Genomic DNA, 15,797 nt, shown 5'->3' with positions numbered 1-15,797 from the left:
TGCGAGCTCGATGCGCTCTTGGCGCTGCGCATGCAGCTCAATGCGGCAGCCCCGATGAAGAAGACGGAGAAGGGCGAGGTTCCCGCCTACAAGCTCTCGGTCAACGACATGGTGATCAAGGCGATGGCCATGGCGCTGATGGCGGTGCCGGATGCCAACGCCTCGTGGACCGACAGCGCCATGGTCAAGCACAAGCATGCCGATGTCGGCGTTGCCGTGTCGATCCCCGGCGGCCTGATCACGCCGATCATCCGCCATGCCGATGAAAAGACGCTGTCGGTCATCTCCAACGAGATGAAGGACCTGGCAGGCCGCGCCAGAAGCCGCAAGCTGAAGCCCGAAGAATACCAGGGCGGCACCACGGCGGTGTCCAATCTGGGCATGTTCGGCGTCAAGGACTTTGCCGCCGTCATCAACCCGCCGCACGCGACGATCCTTGCGGTCGGCGCCGGCGAGGAACGGGCGGTGGTCAAGAAGGGCGAGATCAGAATCGCGACGGTGATGTCGGTGACCTTGTCAACCGATCACCGCGCCGTCGACGGCGCGCTCGGCGCCGAACTCCTCGGCGCCTTCAAGCGCATGGTCGAAAACCCGATGGGCATGCTGGTGTAGGCCAATCCCTGCAGGGCCTGAACCCGGCTCGATCACCGAGTTGTCAGGCAGCTAGCTCGCGTCGACTATTTCCGGTGCTTGAAGCTGCCGCTATTTCGTTCCACATCGAGCGGCATGAACGGCAAGATGCGGGAATGGTTTCGGAATTGGCGATGGGCCTTGGCCGCATCGCTATTCCTGCATGTCCTGGTCGCGGCGTTCTTGTTCTATGGCCTGTCGAGGCCCGAGCAACAGGCGGACGACCATCAACCGGTCAATGTCGCGATCGTGCCGCCGCCAGATCAGCCAAAGCCGAAACCGGCGCCGCCCAAAGCCGAAAAGCCGCCGGAACAGAAGGCTGAAAAGCCGCCCGAACAGGCACAAAAGCCGCCGCCGCCGAAACCGCCTGATATCCCCGTTCTGAAGCGCGTGTTCCAGTATGGCGAGAAGGATACCGGGCCGGAGAAATCTCTCGACGGGGGCAGCGCTCAACCCAATGCGCCGTCGCCGGCCAAGGAAGCGGCCGCGAAGCCGCCTGCCGCGCCGAAGCCCGCGCCGAACCCGCCTGCAACTCCCGAGCAGGCGGATTCCGGCAAGGCCGATGAGAAGCAGGCAACCGCTGCACCGGACGCGAAACCCGCGCAAAGCAAGGAGAAGCAGGCGACCGAGGACACTGACAAACAGCAGCCGGACAAACAGGAGCCCGCACCTCAAGCCGCCGAAAAGCAAGCGGCCGACGCGCCGAAGCCATTGGCGGCCGAGGCCGGCGACAAGCCCGCGCCTCCATCCTCGGCGGAAAAAGCAAAGCCCAGACCTGCAAAGCCGATGAAGTTCAAATCCGCAAGAGCCCTGAGAGCGCCGAGCAGCAACGCAGGAAGGTCAGGTCCCAACGGCGCCGAGGTTGCGGGATCGCCGATCTATTCCGGCCTTCCGGGCGTCAGGAAACTCTACTCGCAAGGCGCAACCGGCAACGCGTTCGCCACAAGCTCAATGGAGAGCGTGCCGCGCGATCAGCGTGTTGCCAATCTCTGCGCCAACGTTCTGAACCAGGAATTGCAAAGTGCCGATTATTCTCCCAAATGGCTGCCGACTATTCCGCTGAAGCAGGGCAATGTTCTTAACCCTCCGCAGGCCGCCTTCAGCACGACAACCCAATGGTTCGATCTGAGCTTCCGGTGCGAGGTCGACACCGATGCGACGAGAGTCCTGTCCTTCAACTTCCGTGTGGGGGGATTGGTCCCACCCGGTGAGTGGACCCGGCGTCGATTCCCAAGTCTCCGCTAATGCATGTCGCCCAGAAGTGTGCAGCGGTTCTGGGACAACGACATGCATAAAAACAAAGACTTAAAGCGTGTCGCCTGAATCGGTTTCAGCGCGACACGCTTTAGAGCATGATCCCGAAAAGTGGGAACCGGTTTTCGGGAAAGATCATGCTCCAACAAAGAGTTGGCTCAAGCCGGCACGCCGAGCTCGGACAACTGCCGGCCGACCTCATGCCAGTCGGTGCAGACGAAATCGGCTCCGGCAGCCTTCAGCCGCGCGCCATGTTCCGGATAGGTGTGGCCGGCACCGGTATAGCCGATGGCGATCATGCCCGCCGCGACCGCGCCTTGGACGCCAAAGGGCGAATCCTCGACGACGATGCAATCGGCCGGCTTTGCGCCCATCTTTTCGGCGGCGAACAGGAAGATATCGGGCGCCGGCTTGCCGTTCTTGACCATCGAGGAGGAGAAAATCGCCTCGCCGAAGAAGCGCGACAGGCCAGTCACCGACAGGCTGTGGTTGATACGCTCGACCGAGGATGACGAGGCGACGCAGCGGTCGCCGGCAAGCGCGTCGAGGAAGGGCACGATCTCCGGCGTCGGCTTCAACTCCTCGGAAAAGAGCGCCTTGGTCGCGGCCCAGATGTCGCCATCGGCGGCTGGCGGGAACTGATGGCCGGTGAGTTCCTTGATCTTGACGATGATGTCGGACTGCTTCATGCCGATGCATTGCGCGATGATGCCGCCATGCACGCCGGGCATGCCGTGCTTCTCGTAGACGCGCTCATAGGCCCTGGCGGCCAGCGGCTCGCTGTCGACGAGAACGCCGTCGCAGTCGAAAATCATCAGTCTGGATCGCGCCACACACCTCTCCCGGCTTCGATATCAATGTCGCACATCGCTATCGATAAAAAGTCAGATGTTCAATAGTAAGGCGACAAACCATCAAAGCTGACGCAGCGCCTCACTGACCGGCAAGGATCCAAGTGCGCGCTGCATGGCCTGGCGCGACTGGGCGCGGTCGGGCGTGATCCAGTTGGGCTCGGCGCCGAGGAAGCGATCGAGAAACGCCACGGCATAAGCGGGCATTTCCGTCGCGTTCTCGCGATAGGACCACCAGGTACGCAGGTCGTCGGCGCATTTGTCGATGCTGGGCGCCGTGCCGAACTCCTGCTCGTGCACGGCCAGGATCGCCGACACGCAGTAGTTGGTATAGAGAAAACCCTCCGGCCAGAAGCGCACGATTTCGGCTGTGCCGGCATTGGCCTCCGTCTCGATCATTTCGGTGAGGCCGGAGATTTCGCGGGCCGGCGCCTGCCGGATCAGTTCGCGCAGCACCAGCCCGGCGGCGAAGACGATGAAGTCGGCGCGGTCGACATCGGCGAATCGTTTCTGCGCCTCCATGACTTCGATCCAGTCGAGAAAGGCGCGCGTCAGCTTGGCCTCGTCGATCTCGAAGCGCACGCCGAATGTTTCCGACACCACCTTGGCGCTGCTGCGGAAAGTGGCGCGAAACCAGCGCAGCTGCCGCAGCCGGTGGCGCAGGTCCGGCATAAGCGCCAATTCGTGCCTGAAAGGCAGGTCCATGTCTCATTTCCCGTTCGACGACAGGCTAGCACAGGCACTGCCGATGCCGAAATCGGCCAGGCGCCTGTGGAGCGTTATCGCGGCTAATATAATACATGTTGACATTCCAGGAAACAAATGTTCTCACTTTCGGGTCATCTCGTCTCCGTTCAATATGCGCCGGAGAAAGAGACTCGGGAGGAAACCGAAATGGCGATCTGGCAGTGGGCGCTGCTTCTGCTGTTTGTTGTGTGGGCGCTGCAATCGCTAGGCGTCTGGCTGCAGATGCGGCATTATTCGGACGTCTTCAAAGGTGTCACCAGCCAGTACAAGGACGGCTTTGTCGGTGCCGGCAATTTTCGCGGCCGGCTGGCCAAAGGCACAATCGCGCTGGTCGTGGTCACCCCTGATCTGATCGTGCGCCGCACGATGGTCATGAGCGGCCGCTCGGTGCTGACCAAGTTCAAACGACATGAAGAATTCGAGGGCATCCCCCTCGATCGACTCCGGTCCAACCCTGCGATCATGGGGGAGGGGGAACCCGGTGTGGCCGAGGCCGTGAAACGCGCGATCGAGCAGATCGACCGCGCGCGGTCGGAGCCGGGGAAGAAGCCGGGCCTGTCCGGCTTGAACGCAGCAAGGGCTTAAACGACGCCGGCAGCCGGCTGGGAATGTGACCGGCAGGGGTCATAAGGAGGAGAAATGTCTGTAATTTCGTTATTGGCGCAGCATACTGACCTGGCGGTGCATAATTTGCATGTCGCTGGCACCATGGTCTCTGATGCTGCTTGGCACGGCAAGCTCGGCGTCGAGCACGCCACAGACCATCTCGTGGTCCTGGCGCAGGCCACGACCGACAACGCGCCGGTCACCGCCGACCAGCTGAAGGAACAGCTGAAAAACGTGCAGCAGGAAGAGCAGCTTGGCTGGCTGACCGCCATCGGCAAATACTTCATCGGCATTTTCCAGAAGGGCGGCGAAGTGTTCGCCGGCTTCGTCACCGGCATCATCCCGACATTGGTCGTGCTGATGACTGCCTTCTACGCCATCACCGAACTGGTCGGCGAGGAGCGCGTCCATGGTCTGGCGCGAGGCGCCGGGCGTATCGCGCTGACCCGTTACACCGTGCTGCCTGTGCTGGCGGTGTTCTTCCTGACCAACCCGATGGCTTACACCTTTGGCTCGTTCCTGGAAGAAAAGCACAAGCCGGCCTTCTACGACGCGGCCGTGTCCTACGTGCATCCGCCGCTCGGTCTCTTCCCGCATATCAATCCCGGTGAATATTTCGTCTGGGGCGGCATGCTGGTCGCGCTGCTCGACCTCGAGAAGCGCGGCGTCATCGCCGGCGGCTATCACGTCAAGGTGGCCATCTGGTACGCCATTGTCGGCCTGGTCGTCATCCTGCTGAAAGGCATCCTGACCGAGCGCATCACGGCCATCATGGCGCGCCGCCAGGGCGTCGAGCTCTAAAGGGCGGGGAGGACACCATGGCCAAGACATACAAGGCAGTAAAGATCTCAAGGGGCTCCACCGGTTGGGGTGGCCCGTTGGTCATCGAGCCGACCGAACAGCGCAGCAAGGTCGTGTCGGTGACCGGCGGCGGCATTCATCCGGTGGCGCAGCTCATCGCCGACATGACCGGCGCCGAGGCCGTCGACGGCTTCAAGGCGCCGCCGATCGAAAGCGAGATGGCGGTCGTCGTCGTCGATTGCGGCGGCACCGCGCGCTGCGGCGTCTATCCGCGCAAGCGTATCCCGACCGTCAACCTGACGCCGGTCGGACAGGCGGGTCCGCTCGCCCAGTTCATCACGGAAGACATCTACGTTTCGGGCGTGAAGCCGGCCAACGTCAAAATGGCCGACGGATCCGAAGCGGTCACCACTGCGGGGGGAGCAGCATCGATGAGTTCAAGCAACAACACTGCAGCCGCGGCGCCACAGCCGCTGCCGAGCGAAGGCGGGCTGATCGGCCTGATCAGCTCGATCGGCCGCGTCATGGGCCGTGTGGTCGGTATCTTCTTCAATGCCGGCCGCCGCACCATCGACCAGGTCGTCCGCAACGTGCTGCCGTTCATGGCTTTCGTGACCATGCTCATCGGTCTGATCCTCTATACCGGCATCGGCGACGTGCTGGCGCAGCCGATGGGACCTCTGGCCAACAACATCGTCGGCCTGCTGGTGATCTCGGCGATCTGCGGCCTGCCGTTCCTGTCTCCCATCCTGGGGCCAGGCGCGGTCATCGCGCAGGTCATCGGCGTTGCCATCATCGGCCCGCAGATCGCCAACGGCACCATCTCGCCCGCAATGGCTCTGCCGGCGTTGTTTGCCTACAACACCCAGGTGGGTTGCGATTTCGTCCCCGTCGGTCTGGCGCTCGGTGAGGCCAAGCCGAAGACGATCGAAATCGGCGTGCCGGCGGTGCTCATCAGCCGCCAGATCATGGGCCCGGTCTCCGTGCTGATCGCATGGATCGTCTCCCTGATCGTTTTCTAAAAAACGCGTAACAACGAGGTTCGCCATATGTCGGTTCTTCTCAAGACACGGGTCACAGCGATTGGACCCGAAGTGGCGGACCTCGCCGAGGGCGGCGTGGTCATCCTGTTCGCGGATGGCTCGCCTCCTGAACTCGCCGAAGTCTCCGTGCTGCACAAGACGGAAGTAGGCCCAAGCGACGACGGGCCACGCAAGGGCGCGTCGATCACGCTCGGACCGGTTTCGGCGACGATAACGGCGGTAGGCGACACGGCCTGGAGCAAGGTCCGCGAAATGGGCCATGTCGTCATCTCTTTCAATGGAGCGGCCGAGGCCGAGAGACCGGGTGAGGTCTGCGCATCCGAGGTCGATACCGCAGCGCTCGTGGCGGCGCTCACGCCGGGCGCTGTCATCACCATCGCCGCCTGATAGGATTGCGCCGTCCGAAAATGGCGCCGTAAGCAGGAGCAATTCCAGGAAAAGTGTGAAGCGGTTTTCCGTCAGGAATTGCGTCAAGACAAAGAGTCTTTGCCATGGAACGCTCGACCATCGTCAGAGTGCATGAAGGTTTGCACGCCCGTCCCGCCACGCGGTTCGTGAAACTCGCCAAGGGTTTCGAATCCGATGTCGAACTGGTCAAGGACGGCAAGGCGGTCAGCGCCAAGAGTTCGGTCAAGCTGATGCTGCTGGCGGTCAAGGAGAACCAGGAAGTCACCGTGCGCGCCAACGGCGCCGACGCCATCGAGGCGATCGAGGCGCTGATAGGCTATCTGGAGAACCCGCGTGCCGGCCTCGACGACGGGAACGAGGCGGACGAAGCTGGCCCGGAGGCCGCAGCCGCGGTGCCCGTTCAGGGGGCTGCGCCAACGGATGGGACACCGAAACTCCAGGGCGTCGCCGCCAGCGAAGGTGTGGCCATCGGGCCGGCTTTTGCCCATTTTCCACCGGAGATCGCGGGGCCGGGGAGGCGCCTGCAGGCCGATGAGATCGAGGGCGAACTGGAACGCTTCCGCCGCGCTGTCGCCGCCGTCCAGGCGCGCATGGATCGCACGCTGGCCGAGAACAATCTCTCCGCCGGTGACCGTGGCATCGTCGCGGCGCTGCGCGACATCGCCGCCGACGACAGCCTGACCGGCGAAGTCGAAAAGCTCATCAAGGAGGGCGACGACGCCGTGTCGGCCGTTATCGGTGCAGCCTCTGCAATCGCCGCCGATTTCAGCGCCGTCGACGACCACTACCTCAACGCGCGGGCCGATGACGTCCATGCGGTCGGCCGGCAGATCTGCCTGGTGCTGCTCGGCCAGGACGAGGTCAGCCTGGAGACCATCCCGCAGGGCGCGATCCTGATTGCCGACGACATCGGCGCCTGGGACCTGGCGCGCGCGCCGCTGAAGCGCATCGGCGGCGTGGTCTGCGGTCATGGCGGCGCCACTTCGCACATCGCCATCATCGCGCGCTCGCACGGCATCCCGGCGGTGCTGGGTCTCGGCGATAAGGTCAACGAACTGCGCACCGCGAAGGAGGTGGCGATCGACGGCAATGCCGGCCATGTGATCGTCGATCCGGACGAGGCCGCGCGGGCGGATTTCACCCGGCGGGTCGAGGCGGCGGCGCAAGAGCGCGCGGGCCTCAAGGTGTTCAAGAGCGTGACCCCGACCCGCGCCGACGGCACCGTGATCGAGGTCGCGGCCAATATCGGTTCGCTGGAGGAGATCGAGGCGGCGCAGGAAGCCGGCGCGATGGGCGTCGGGCTGTTCCGCACCGAACTGCTCTTCATGCGCCATATGCACCTGCCGTCGGAAGACATGCAGGCCGAGACCTATAGCGCTTTGGCCAAGGCGTTTGCGCCGCATCCGGTGATCGTGCGCACGCTCGACATCGGCGGCGACAAGCCGATCGCCGGCATCGAATTCCCGGACGAGGAAAATCCCTTCCTCGGCTGGCGCGGCATCCGCATGTGCCTCGACCGTCCCGACATCTTCAAAAAGCAACTGCGTGCCCTGCTCCGGGCCGCCGTCCATGGCAACATCAAGGTCATGCTGCCGATGGTGTCCGAGATTGCCGAGGTCAGGCGCACGCGCGCGCTGGTCGATGAATGCGCGGCCGAACTGAAGGCCGAAGGCGTGCCGCACGCCGGCTTCGATCTCGGCGTGATGATCGAGACGCCGGCCGCCGTGCTGATCGCGCCGGCGCTGGCAAAGGAAGTGGCCTTCTTCTCGATCGGCACAAACGATCTGACCCAGTACATCATGGCCGCAGACCGTCTCAATCCCACGGTCGCCAAGCTCAATGACGTCACCAATCCGGCGGTGATGTCGGCGATCGAGCTGACGGCCAGGGCAGGCGCCGCCGCCGGCATCATGGTGGGCATGTGCGGCGAGGCCGCTGGTCGTCCGGATCTGATCCCGGCCTTCATCAATATGGGCCTGACCGAGCTCAGCATGAGCCCGGCCTCGATCCAGCGCGCCAAGAAGACCATCGCGGCCATGACGGCCGACCGATAGCGGATCCCTCGCGGCAGTTACGTCAGATGTGCAAGCAGCGTGGCGAGAACCGGCGTCAGTTCCTGCACCGCGTTCGCCTGGGCGCAGGCCTGCCGGATGCGATCTTCCCGCACCTCGGCCGCCAGCACCGCGATCTCGAGAATGTCGGGCTCTGGCGTGCCGCCATCGGCCTTCGTCGCCAATCCGCAGGCAAGCACCACGGGCGCCAGGCATCTTATGTCGAGAGACCGGTCGCCGGCTATCGCCGGGCCCGTCCCGATCTCGCCGGGCTGAACCGGGCGGTGGTTGAGGCATTCGACGAGGAGAGCCGCACAAGCCGCGGCGACCTGATCGGTGGATGCCGCATCGGCCGTCGCGCCAGCCAGAAGATCGGCGTGGCGCTTGCGCATCGCCGTGTGGACGGCGGAAAAACTTGCCTCGTGAACGCGCGGATTGTCGGCGCCGTAGCCGGCGAGGACCGCACGGGTCAGATAATACATGTCGCGCCTGAACTGCCGTTCGCCGCCGATCTGCCGGTCTTCGTCGCCTTCCGGGAAATAGGCTCGCAGGCTTTTGACCATCGTGCCGTCGACCTTGAGCGGCCGGGAATGCGGAATGAAGGATTCCGCGATCGTCAGCGCTTCGTCGACGGCGCTTGCGGCGTGGCCAAGCAGACTCTTGCCCGGGAACGGAGGCAGATTGGCTATTTCGGGCGGCGGCTCGCCGGCGCTGTCGTGGCGGCTTTGGCGGATGGCGTCGCGCAGCTCCCGAAGCCGGTCCTTCAGGTTGGCGCGCACATCCTCGGATATTTGTCGCAGCATCGCCAATCGCCTCGAAATGCTGAAGCCGACCACGGCTCGGGGGCGCCCGTCGCCCTCTCTAGATTGTTCGTATCGATTGGTAGATCAATAGGCGATATTTAACCAGCATGCAGAATCGGCGAGAGCAGCGTCATCGCCGGGTTGGGAGGGGAAGTTGGGCAGGCGACGGCAGGGCGAACCTGAAAACGGCAGGGCGGAGGCATCTGAGCAGATCGTCAATGAGAGCCGGACCGACCGCCTCAGGATCCGCGCCGCCTGGATGTATTTCGTCGAGCAGATGACGCAGAACGAGATCGCCGACGTGTTGGGCGTCGGCCGCGTCACCATCGTGCGCATGCTGGCGGAGGCGAGGGCGCGCAACGAGGTGAAGATCACCATCGAGAGCGAGCTCCTGGAGATCGTGCGGCTGGAACGCGCGCTGGAAAGGACCTTCGGCCTGCAGCAGGCGCTGGTGGCGCCTCTGAGCGACCCCAACGCCGATCCGATCCCGGCGATCGCCGCCAAGACCGGCATGTTCCTGTCCGACGCGATGAAATCCGGCATGCAGGTCGGTGTCGGCTGGGGCGTGACGCTGTTCAACACCTTGCCGTTCATAAGCGCCAAGTCGCTGACCGATTTCAAGGTGATTTCGCTGCTTGGCGGTGTCGGCGTCGCGCGCCGGGTCAACCCGGCCGAATTCGCCTGGCGCTTCGCCCAGATCTTCCAGGGCGACGGCTATCTGATGCCGACGCCGGCCGTCGTCGACAGCGTCGAGACCAAGATCGCGCTGGTCGAGCGCTGCGGCCTGCAGGAGATTTTTGAAATGGCCGATGCGCTCGATGCCGTTTTGCTGAGCGTCGGCGGCATCGCTTCGGCCACCACCTTCTCGCGCGGCGGCTTCCTCAAGGAAGCGGACCGCGAGGCCCTGCTGGCGCGCGGCGCCGTCGGCGATCTTCTGTTTCATTTCTTCAACCGCAACGGCGACCTGGTCGACCATCCCGTCAACAGCCATGTGATGTCGGTGGATGTCGACCGCCTGCGCAAGGCGCCGATCCGCATCCTCACCTCCGGCGGCGCGGAGAAGACGCAAGCGCTGCTCGGCGCAATGCACCTGATTGCGCCGACGATCCTGATCACCGACGAGGAAAGCGCGCGCCGCATGCTGGCGGCGCATGGGGCTTAGGCAGCGGTCATAAACGCGCCGCACGGTTCATGCTGCCTTCGCGGGGGATTTCAAGGATTTAAATGGTCGGAGTGGCCGGATTCGAACCGACGACCCCTTGACCCCCAGTCAAGTGCGCTACCGGGCTGCGCTACACTCCGGACCGGGTGGCGATGTATCGTGATAAGGCGGTGCGGGTCAACCGAATTCGAAGCCTGGCCGACCAGCCAGGCATGCTCTGTTGCGCGCCATCGGAAATCGCTAAGGTCTCGCGATCTATCGGGGGCCAGGAGATAGCTTCGGTGTCGTTGGCGAATGGCACGGTGCCAGGAACTCCTTATCACGCGGAGCGTGCTCGTAGCGCGATTGCCCGGGTTCGCCCGCACTGGGCGCGGATGGGCATCACCAGGGTCGCCAATGTGACAGGGCTCGATCGCATAGGCATACCGGTGGTGATGGTGTGTCGCCCCAACGCCCGTTCCCTGGCTGTTTCGCAAGGCAAGGGCATCGACCTGGAGTCAGCCATGGCTTCGGGGCTCATGGAAGCGGCGGAACTTTACCATGCCGAGCATATCGAGCGCCCCCTGAAGCTCGGCAGCATGGCTGAACTCTCCGGATCGCACCGATTCGCCGAGATCGGGAGGCTGCCCCGCATCACCGGCAGGGCGTTCACGAGGGACGTTGTGACGCTTTGGATAGAAGGCCGGGAGATGATTTCCGGCGAGCCGCGCTGGCTGCCGTTCGAATCGGTGCGGGCCAACTTCACCGTCCCGCCGCCGCCTGGAAGCGGCTTTTTTGACTGCAGCAGCAACGGTCTTGCCTCTGGAAATACGGCCGACGAGGCGATCCATCATGGAATTTGCGAGATCGTCGAACGCGACGCGACTGCGCTGTGGAACCAACGATCGTCCGCTCGCCGCCGGCGCACTGGTATCGACCTCGGCAGCGCGCCGGACGGCCCGTGCCGTGACGTGTTGAAGAAGCTGGAAAATGCGGACTTCGACGTTGCGGCGTGGGAAACGACCACTGACCTCGGCGTGCCGGCCTTTTTCTGCCTGATTGCCGATCGCCGGGACAGAAACAGCCACTACGGCATAGGCGCGGCAGCGCACCCCGTGCCGGAGACCGCCTTGCTGAAGGCGATCATCGAGGCCGCTCAGGTGCGCACAACCTACGTGTCCGCGGCAAGGGACGATCTGACCGCAGAGGAATATGAAGAGGAATATCGCGAGAAGCGCCGCCGGCGCGCGGAAAAATTGCTGGCCGAGCGTTCCGCCCCGAGGCGAGTTGCCTCTGCCGCGGGGAGGGCGACGCAGGACGTTGCGCAGAATGTGGCATGGCTGATCGAACGGTTGCAGGCGGCAGGTGTAAGCGAGGTCATCACCGTCGATCTGGCCAAGGAGGATATCGGCCTGCCTGTCGTTCGCGTTGTGATACCTGGCCTTGAAGGCCCGGACGATCATGACGCCTATGTGCCAGGCGAGAGAGCTCGCCGCATGGCGCAAGAGGGACAATGAATCCGATCGTCTTCTGCGGGCCGAGTCTGCGCGCGCAAGACATCGCGCCTTACAATGGATTCGAATTCCGCCCGCCGGTGCGCCAAGGCGACCTTTATGCCGCCACCCTTGGTGGCCCGAGAGCGATCGGTGTCATCGACGGCTATTTCGATGGTCAGCCGGCGGTCTTGCACAAGGAGATACTCTGGGCCCTGACGCGCGGGATCGCCGTATTTGGCGCGTCAAGCATGGGCGCGCTGCGTGCCGCGGAGTTGCATTCGTTCGGCATGCGCGGTGTCGGGGGCATTTTCGAAGCCTATCGCGACGGCGAGCTCACCGATGACGACGAGGTCGCGCTTATCCACGGCCCGCCGGAGACGGGATACATCCGTCTGAGCGAACCGATGGTCAATATCCGCGCGACGCTCGATCAGGCGGTGGCGCAAAAGGTGATCGACATGCCGACAGGCGCACGCTTGGCGGCGTCGTCCAAGGCCAGGTTCTACTGGGAAAGAACCTGGCCCGGCGTCCTGGCAGACGCCGGCGATCCCAAAATGGCGGAGGAACTGGCGCTCTGGCTGCGAACAGGCAAGGTCGACAGGAAGCGCGAAGACGGGTTGGAGCTGCTGAAGGAGATGGATGCGTTTATCCGCAGTGGCGCTGCGCAGGCGCCTCCCGAGTTCCATTTCGAATGGACGGAAAACTGGCACAACGCGCCTTGGCGGAACGAGACGGCGTCGGTCGGTGCGAAGGCCACCCCCGAGGAGGATGCCATTCTCGACGAGCTCCGGCTGCGCGGAGACTATGCCCGGTTGCGTCGTGAGGCGCTGCTTCGTCTGCTTGCCCGCAGCGAGGAAGCTGCGCCGGATCGCCAGGCGGTCAAGCACGCGATGGGCGAGTTTCGCTCGCGGCGAGGGCTTATGCGCCAAGCCGACGTCGTCGCCTGGGCGCGCGAAAACGGAACGGACCTCGCAGGGATCGAGCGCATGATCGAGGATGACGCGGTTGTCGAGACGCTCGCGCGGGAGCGCGATGCCGAGTTGCATCAAGGCATGCTCGACCGGCTGCGTGAACTCGACCTCTATCCCGGCTATCGAGACAGCGCGCTCGCCAGGCAGCGTCACCCATCGTCATTGTCCACGCCAATGCCGCGTGCCCTGCTTGCCGCCTGGTTTTTCGAGAGACAGCTCGGCTGCCCCGTCCCCCATGACATTGCCGACTATGCCATCTCCATCGGATTGCCGGGCGCCGACAGCTTCTATGACCTGCTGGCTCATGGATATGCTCTCACGGTCCGCCGACACGCGCTCGATGAGTCTGGCCTGACCGACGAAAACGGGCTAACTTGAAACCGCATTCGCCGACGATATCCTACGCAGTATGACGTGCATGCCTTTGTCCATGCGAGGGGGACAAGCGTGACATCTGGAGGGGAAAGCTCCGTATTCGAGAATGGGACGCGCTTCCGGCTGTTTGCCCAGGCGCCGATCCTGAAGGCCTTTCATCGGCCCGAAACCGTGATCGTGTCGTCGCCGGCCGGGTCGGTTGGACCAGGACCAGGCGATGACCACATGTATGTCATCGACCCCATCGGCAAGGCGTTTGCCTATGGTCTTGCGCAAAATCTGCGCGGCGACCCGCTCTATCTGATGCCGCCATGGCGCGGCGACGTTTTTCCGCCGGCGTTTCCCGATGTCGACGGACATTTCGATCACATCGACCCCGAAGAACCGGAATTCGAGGCTGCGCATCTGTTCGGCTCGGTGCGTTTCGCGCTCGACGTATGGGAGAAATATTTCGGCCACCCCATCGCCTGGCATTTCCGGCGCGACCTCGACCGCCTGGAACTCGTGATACAGCGCAACCTGCTGGAAAATGCTTTCATGGGTTACGGCTTTTTGGAGGTCGGCATCCATGAGACGACGGATGGCTGGGTCGAGCCCTTCACCCTGAACTTCGACGTTGTCGCGCATGAGGTCGGCCATTGCGTCATCTATTCCGTCATCGGCGTGCCTGATTCGGGGACGGCCAGCGCGGAATATTACGGCTTCCACGAATCCTCCGCCGACCTGGCGGCGCTCGTCGCGGCCCTGCATTTCGATTCCGTGATCGACGAGTTGCTGGAAACCAGCCACGGCAATCTCTACACCCGCAATCTCGTCAACCGCATCGCGGAGCTGTCCCGCAACAGCCAGATCAGGCTTGCCGCCAACCCGCTGACGATGCGTGATTTCGTTCACGGTTGGAGTGACGAGCACGCTCTCGCCCAACCGCTCACCGGCGCGATGTTCGACATTTTCGTCGACCTCTTCCACGAGGAGCTCGTGGCGCGGCGCCTGATCACCCAAAACCAGGAAGACCTGTCCGACAAATTGGAGGACAGCCCGGACTATTTTCGCGTCATCCAGCCGATGTTCGATGAAGCTTATGCCGCGTCGCCCTGGGAGTTTCGCGAGGCACTGGTCGCCTCACGCGACGAGCTCGGCATGCTTCTCGCCGAAACCTGGCGCCGGCTTTCGCCGGACGATCTGAGCTATGCCGAAGTGGGCGACACGCTGCGTGCCGTTGACGCACAGGCGGCAGGCGGACGCTGGCGCAAAATCATCGATGTCAATCTCAAACGCCGGGCGATCGGCCTTGTGAGCGCAGGCCCCAAGATCAAGCCCTTTGGGCCGAGAAGCCACTTCGGTTTGCCGAGGGTATTCGTGCCGGCGCGTCACGAGGCTTGTTGTGCAAGGCACCTGCATTTTGCGGGACGCATGGGAGCGCGAAACAGCCTGGCTAGAAACAGGGTCTGCGCTCCTTGAGTCAGGTTGAGGAGGAATGTCCTATGCAATACTTTGTAACAGAAATAATGGACAGTGTTGAATTGCTCCAGGCCCACGTTAGCAACATAGCGAAAAAACGCGGAAAGGTGATAAGTGTAATATGGCGTGACAGCGATCGTGTATACGTTGTGACGCACGGATTGGAAATTGAGGCGGCACCCAGAAAGAGCCAAAAAGGTAGTTAATGACCTCAGGTATGCGATAGTGCACCGTGGATATTTGCTTCAGAAACTGAAGGACAACGTCAATGGTAGAAAGCCTTCTTAGCGTGTCGGGCATCAACCTATTTGGCCATTTTGTTATTGACCTGCAGGTGGTGAACCCGCTCCTGGATCCGATCGTGGCGCTGGTGGCGTCGGCAGAACATATACCGGCATTGATAGACAATAAGGACGTAAACGGTGTACCTGTAGCGAACGGAGACAGAATCGTTGTTTGGAAACAACGGGTTGCCGAACAGATTGAATTATATACCGTGCACGGTCCGGGCGTTCCGTGGACCAAGGGCGACACGCCTGCCGGCAAGATAATACAGGTGACCGACGGGGATAGCTTCGTCGGATATTTTATGAAGCTTGAGAATGGGTTCGAATTCATCGGGCGTCGCCCGGGAGCGGCAAACCGGTCGGGACAGAACAGGTTCCTTGAGGAGCAATTGGCGGCTGGCAGGTTTGCAAGAATTTATGGCTTCAGTTTCGAAGGCAGCTACTACGACCTGCCAAGGCCGCTGCTGTTCCTCGTCCACGGAGATGGGGAACTCGTCGCCGAGGACCTCGGCAAATTCAGTCCTGCCCGTGCGCCCAGTCCGACCGGACTGACAGGGCTCGCGGCCGCCGACTTCGATTTCGCCGACGGTCTGCGCGTCTGGTCGTACGACAAGGCCGACTACACGGTGCGCATGGATGTCGAAACAGGCATGTTCGAGGATGTGCTGCTTGCATCGATACTCGGCGGCGGACCCGGCGGCATGGATTCTGCCGGAATGAGCGCGCGCGGGATGAGCGCAAGGGGAATGAGCGCGCGCGGTATGAGTGCAAGAGGAATGAGCGCACGCGGTATGAGCGCTCGCGGGGGCGGCAACAGCGACTGACCTTATCGGGTGCACCCTTGGCGCCGTTAGCTCGTGCCAAGGATTGGC

15 protein-coding genes and 1 tRNA gene are annotated in these 15,797 nt (G+C 63.0%); 12 read left to right on the top strand and 4 right to left on the bottom strand.

Annotated features, from left to right (window positions below):
- Window positions 1–612, top strand: a 612-nt coding sequence (locus tag YU3_RS0134960; RefSeq protein WP_027170483.1) for a 2-oxo acid dehydrogenase subunit E2, incomplete at its 5' end; no start/stop codon positions are given.
- A 114-nt stretch (window positions 613–726) separates the two neighbouring features.
- Window positions 727–1,875, top strand: coding sequence for a DUF930 domain-containing protein (locus YU3_RS0134955; protein WP_027170482.1), 1,149 nt, complete (start codon window positions 727–729; stop codon window positions 1,873–1,875).
- Between the two features lie 167 nt (window positions 1,876–2,042).
- Here the strand turns inward: YU3_RS0134955 and YU3_RS0134950 are convergent, their stop codons facing one another.
- Window positions 2,043–2,717 (bottom strand): HAD family phosphatase, encoded by a 675-nt coding sequence (locus tag YU3_RS0134950; RefSeq protein ID WP_027170481.1) that lies wholly within the window; start codon window positions 2,715–2,717, stop codon window positions 2,043–2,045.
- 81 nt (window positions 2,718–2,798) lie between these two features.
- On the bottom strand, window positions 2,799–3,440 hold the full coding sequence (locus tag YU3_RS0134945; RefSeq protein WP_027170480.1) for a hypothetical protein: 642 nt from the start codon (window positions 3,438–3,440) through the stop codon (window positions 2,799–2,801).
- A gap of 189 nt (window positions 3,441–3,629) precedes the next feature.
- On the opposite strand from YU3_RS0134945, the gene YU3_RS0134940 reads away from it, so the two are divergent.
- From YU3_RS0134940 to ptsP, 5 genes are all read left to right on the top strand, one after another.
- Entirely contained in the window at window positions 3,630–4,067 is a 438-nt protein-coding gene (locus YU3_RS0134940; protein ID WP_027170479.1) for a transcriptional regulator GutM, read from the top strand.
- Between the two features lie 54 nt (window positions 4,068–4,121).
- Window positions 4,122–4,889, top strand: coding sequence for a PTS glucitol/sorbitol transporter subunit IIC (locus YU3_RS0134935; RefSeq protein WP_027170478.1), 768 nt, complete (start codon window positions 4,122–4,124; stop codon window positions 4,887–4,889).
- A 17-nt stretch (window positions 4,890–4,906) separates the two neighbouring features.
- Window positions 4,907–5,911: a PTS glucitol/sorbitol transporter subunit IIB gene (locus YU3_RS0134930; RefSeq protein ID WP_027170477.1), complete on the top strand. Its 1,005-nt coding sequence runs from the start codon at window positions 4,907–4,909 to the stop codon at window positions 5,909–5,911.
- Between the two features lie 27 nt (window positions 5,912–5,938).
- The gene (locus YU3_RS0134925; protein WP_027170476.1) at window positions 5,939–6,319 is read left to right on the top strand and encodes a PTS glucitol/sorbitol transporter subunit IIA; all 381 of its coding nucleotides are present in this window, start codon (window positions 5,939–5,941) and stop codon (window positions 6,317–6,319) included.
- 104 nt (window positions 6,320–6,423) lie between these two features.
- The gene (ptsP, locus tag YU3_RS0134920; RefSeq protein ID WP_027170475.1) at window positions 6,424–8,394 is read left to right on the top strand and encodes a phosphoenolpyruvate--protein phosphotransferase; all 1,971 of its coding nucleotides are present in this window, start codon (window positions 6,424–6,426) and stop codon (window positions 8,392–8,394) included.
- Between the two features lie 17 nt (window positions 8,395–8,411).
- Here the strand turns inward: ptsP and YU3_RS0134915 are convergent, their stop codons facing one another.
- Window positions 8,412–9,194 carry a hypothetical protein gene (locus YU3_RS0134915; protein WP_027170474.1) on the bottom strand — a complete coding sequence of 261 codons (783 nt, stop codon included), beginning with the start codon at window positions 9,192–9,194 and terminating at the stop codon, window positions 8,412–8,414.
- Window positions 9,195–9,348: 154 nt separating this feature from the next.
- Here YU3_RS0134915 and YU3_RS0134910 point away from each other — a divergent pair, with 154 nt between their 5' ends.
- Window positions 9,349–10,356 carry a sugar-binding transcriptional regulator gene (locus YU3_RS0134910; protein WP_027170473.1) on the top strand — a complete coding sequence of 336 codons (1,008 nt, stop codon included), beginning with the start codon at window positions 9,349–9,351 and terminating at the stop codon, window positions 10,354–10,356.
- A 63-nt stretch (window positions 10,357–10,419) separates the two neighbouring features.
- Here YU3_RS0134910 and YU3_RS0134905 read toward each other — a convergent pair.
- Window positions 10,420–10,496 (bottom strand) — tRNA-Pro (locus tag YU3_RS0134905).
- 12 nt (window positions 10,497–10,508) lie between these two features.
- Between YU3_RS0134905 and YU3_RS38365 the strand changes: the two genes are divergently transcribed.
- From YU3_RS38365 to YU3_RS38950, 4 genes are all read left to right on the top strand, one after another.
- Entirely contained in the window at window positions 10,509–11,852 is a 1,344-nt protein-coding gene (locus YU3_RS38365; protein ID WP_198021775.1) for a YcaO-like family protein, read from the top strand.
- A complete protein-coding gene (locus YU3_RS38360; RefSeq protein WP_051334219.1) occupies window positions 11,849–13,180 on the top strand; it encodes a TfuA-like protein in 1,332 nt (443 codons plus the stop codon). Before YU3_RS38365 ends, YU3_RS38360 begins: the two co-directional genes overlap by 4 nt.
- Before the next feature lie 69 nt (window positions 13,181–13,249).
- Entirely contained in the window at window positions 13,250–14,638 is a 1,389-nt protein-coding gene (locus YU3_RS38355) for a hypothetical protein (RefSeq protein ID WP_198021774.1), read from the top strand.
- 268 nt (window positions 14,639–14,906) lie between these two features.
- Window positions 14,907–15,749 carry a hypothetical protein gene (locus tag YU3_RS38950; protein ID WP_051334218.1) on the top strand — a complete coding sequence of 281 codons (843 nt, stop codon included), beginning with the start codon at window positions 14,907–14,909 and terminating at the stop codon, window positions 15,747–15,749.
- Window positions 15,750–15,797 lie beyond the last annotated feature (48 nt).

The organism is Mesorhizobium sp. WSM3224, assembly GCF_000427725.1.
In the GTDB taxonomy this organism is placed as follows: domain Bacteria; phylum Pseudomonadota; class Alphaproteobacteria; order Rhizobiales; family Rhizobiaceae; genus Mesorhizobium.
This window is presented reverse-complemented; position numbering and strand designations above follow the sequence as displayed.

What these genes read in the sequence shown, in the direction of transcription:
- YU3_RS0134955 (WP_027170482.1), top strand. Translation starts at nt 727, where the DNA reads ATGAACGGCAAGATGCGGGAATGGTTTCGGAATTGGCGATGGGCCTTG.
- YU3_RS0134945 (WP_027170480.1), bottom strand. Translation starts at nt 3,440, where the DNA reads ATGGACCTGCCTTTCAGGCACGAATTGGCGCTTATGCCGGACCTGCGC.
- YU3_RS0134940 (WP_027170479.1), top strand. Translation starts at nt 3,630, where the DNA reads ATGGCGATCTGGCAGTGGGCGCTGCTTCTGCTGTTTGTTGTGTGGGCG.
- YU3_RS0134935 (WP_027170478.1), top strand. Translation starts at nt 4,122, where the DNA reads ATGTCTGTAATTTCGTTATTGGCGCAGCATACTGACCTGGCGGTGCAT.
- YU3_RS0134930 (WP_027170477.1), top strand. Translation starts at nt 4,907, where the DNA reads ATGGCCAAGACATACAAGGCAGTAAAGATCTCAAGGGGCTCCACCGGT.
- YU3_RS0134925 (WP_027170476.1), top strand. Translation starts at nt 5,939, where the DNA reads ATGTCGGTTCTTCTCAAGACACGGGTCACAGCGATTGGACCCGAAGTG.
- ptsP (WP_027170475.1), top strand. Translation starts at nt 6,424, where the DNA reads ATGGAACGCTCGACCATCGTCAGAGTGCATGAAGGTTTGCACGCCCGT.
- YU3_RS0134915 (WP_027170474.1), bottom strand. Translation starts at nt 9,194, where the DNA reads ATGCTGCGACAAATATCCGAGGATGTGCGCGCCAACCTGAAGGACCGG.
- YU3_RS38365 (WP_198021775.1), top strand. Translation starts at nt 10,509, where the DNA reads ATGTATCGTGATAAGGCGGTGCGGGTCAACCGAATTCGAAGCCTGGCC.
- YU3_RS38360 (WP_051334219.1), top strand. Translation starts at nt 11,849, where the DNA reads ATGAATCCGATCGTCTTCTGCGGGCCGAGTCTGCGCGCGCAAGACATC.
- YU3_RS38950 (WP_051334218.1), top strand. Translation starts at nt 14,907, where the DNA reads ATGGTAGAAAGCCTTCTTAGCGTGTCGGGCATCAACCTATTTGGCCAT.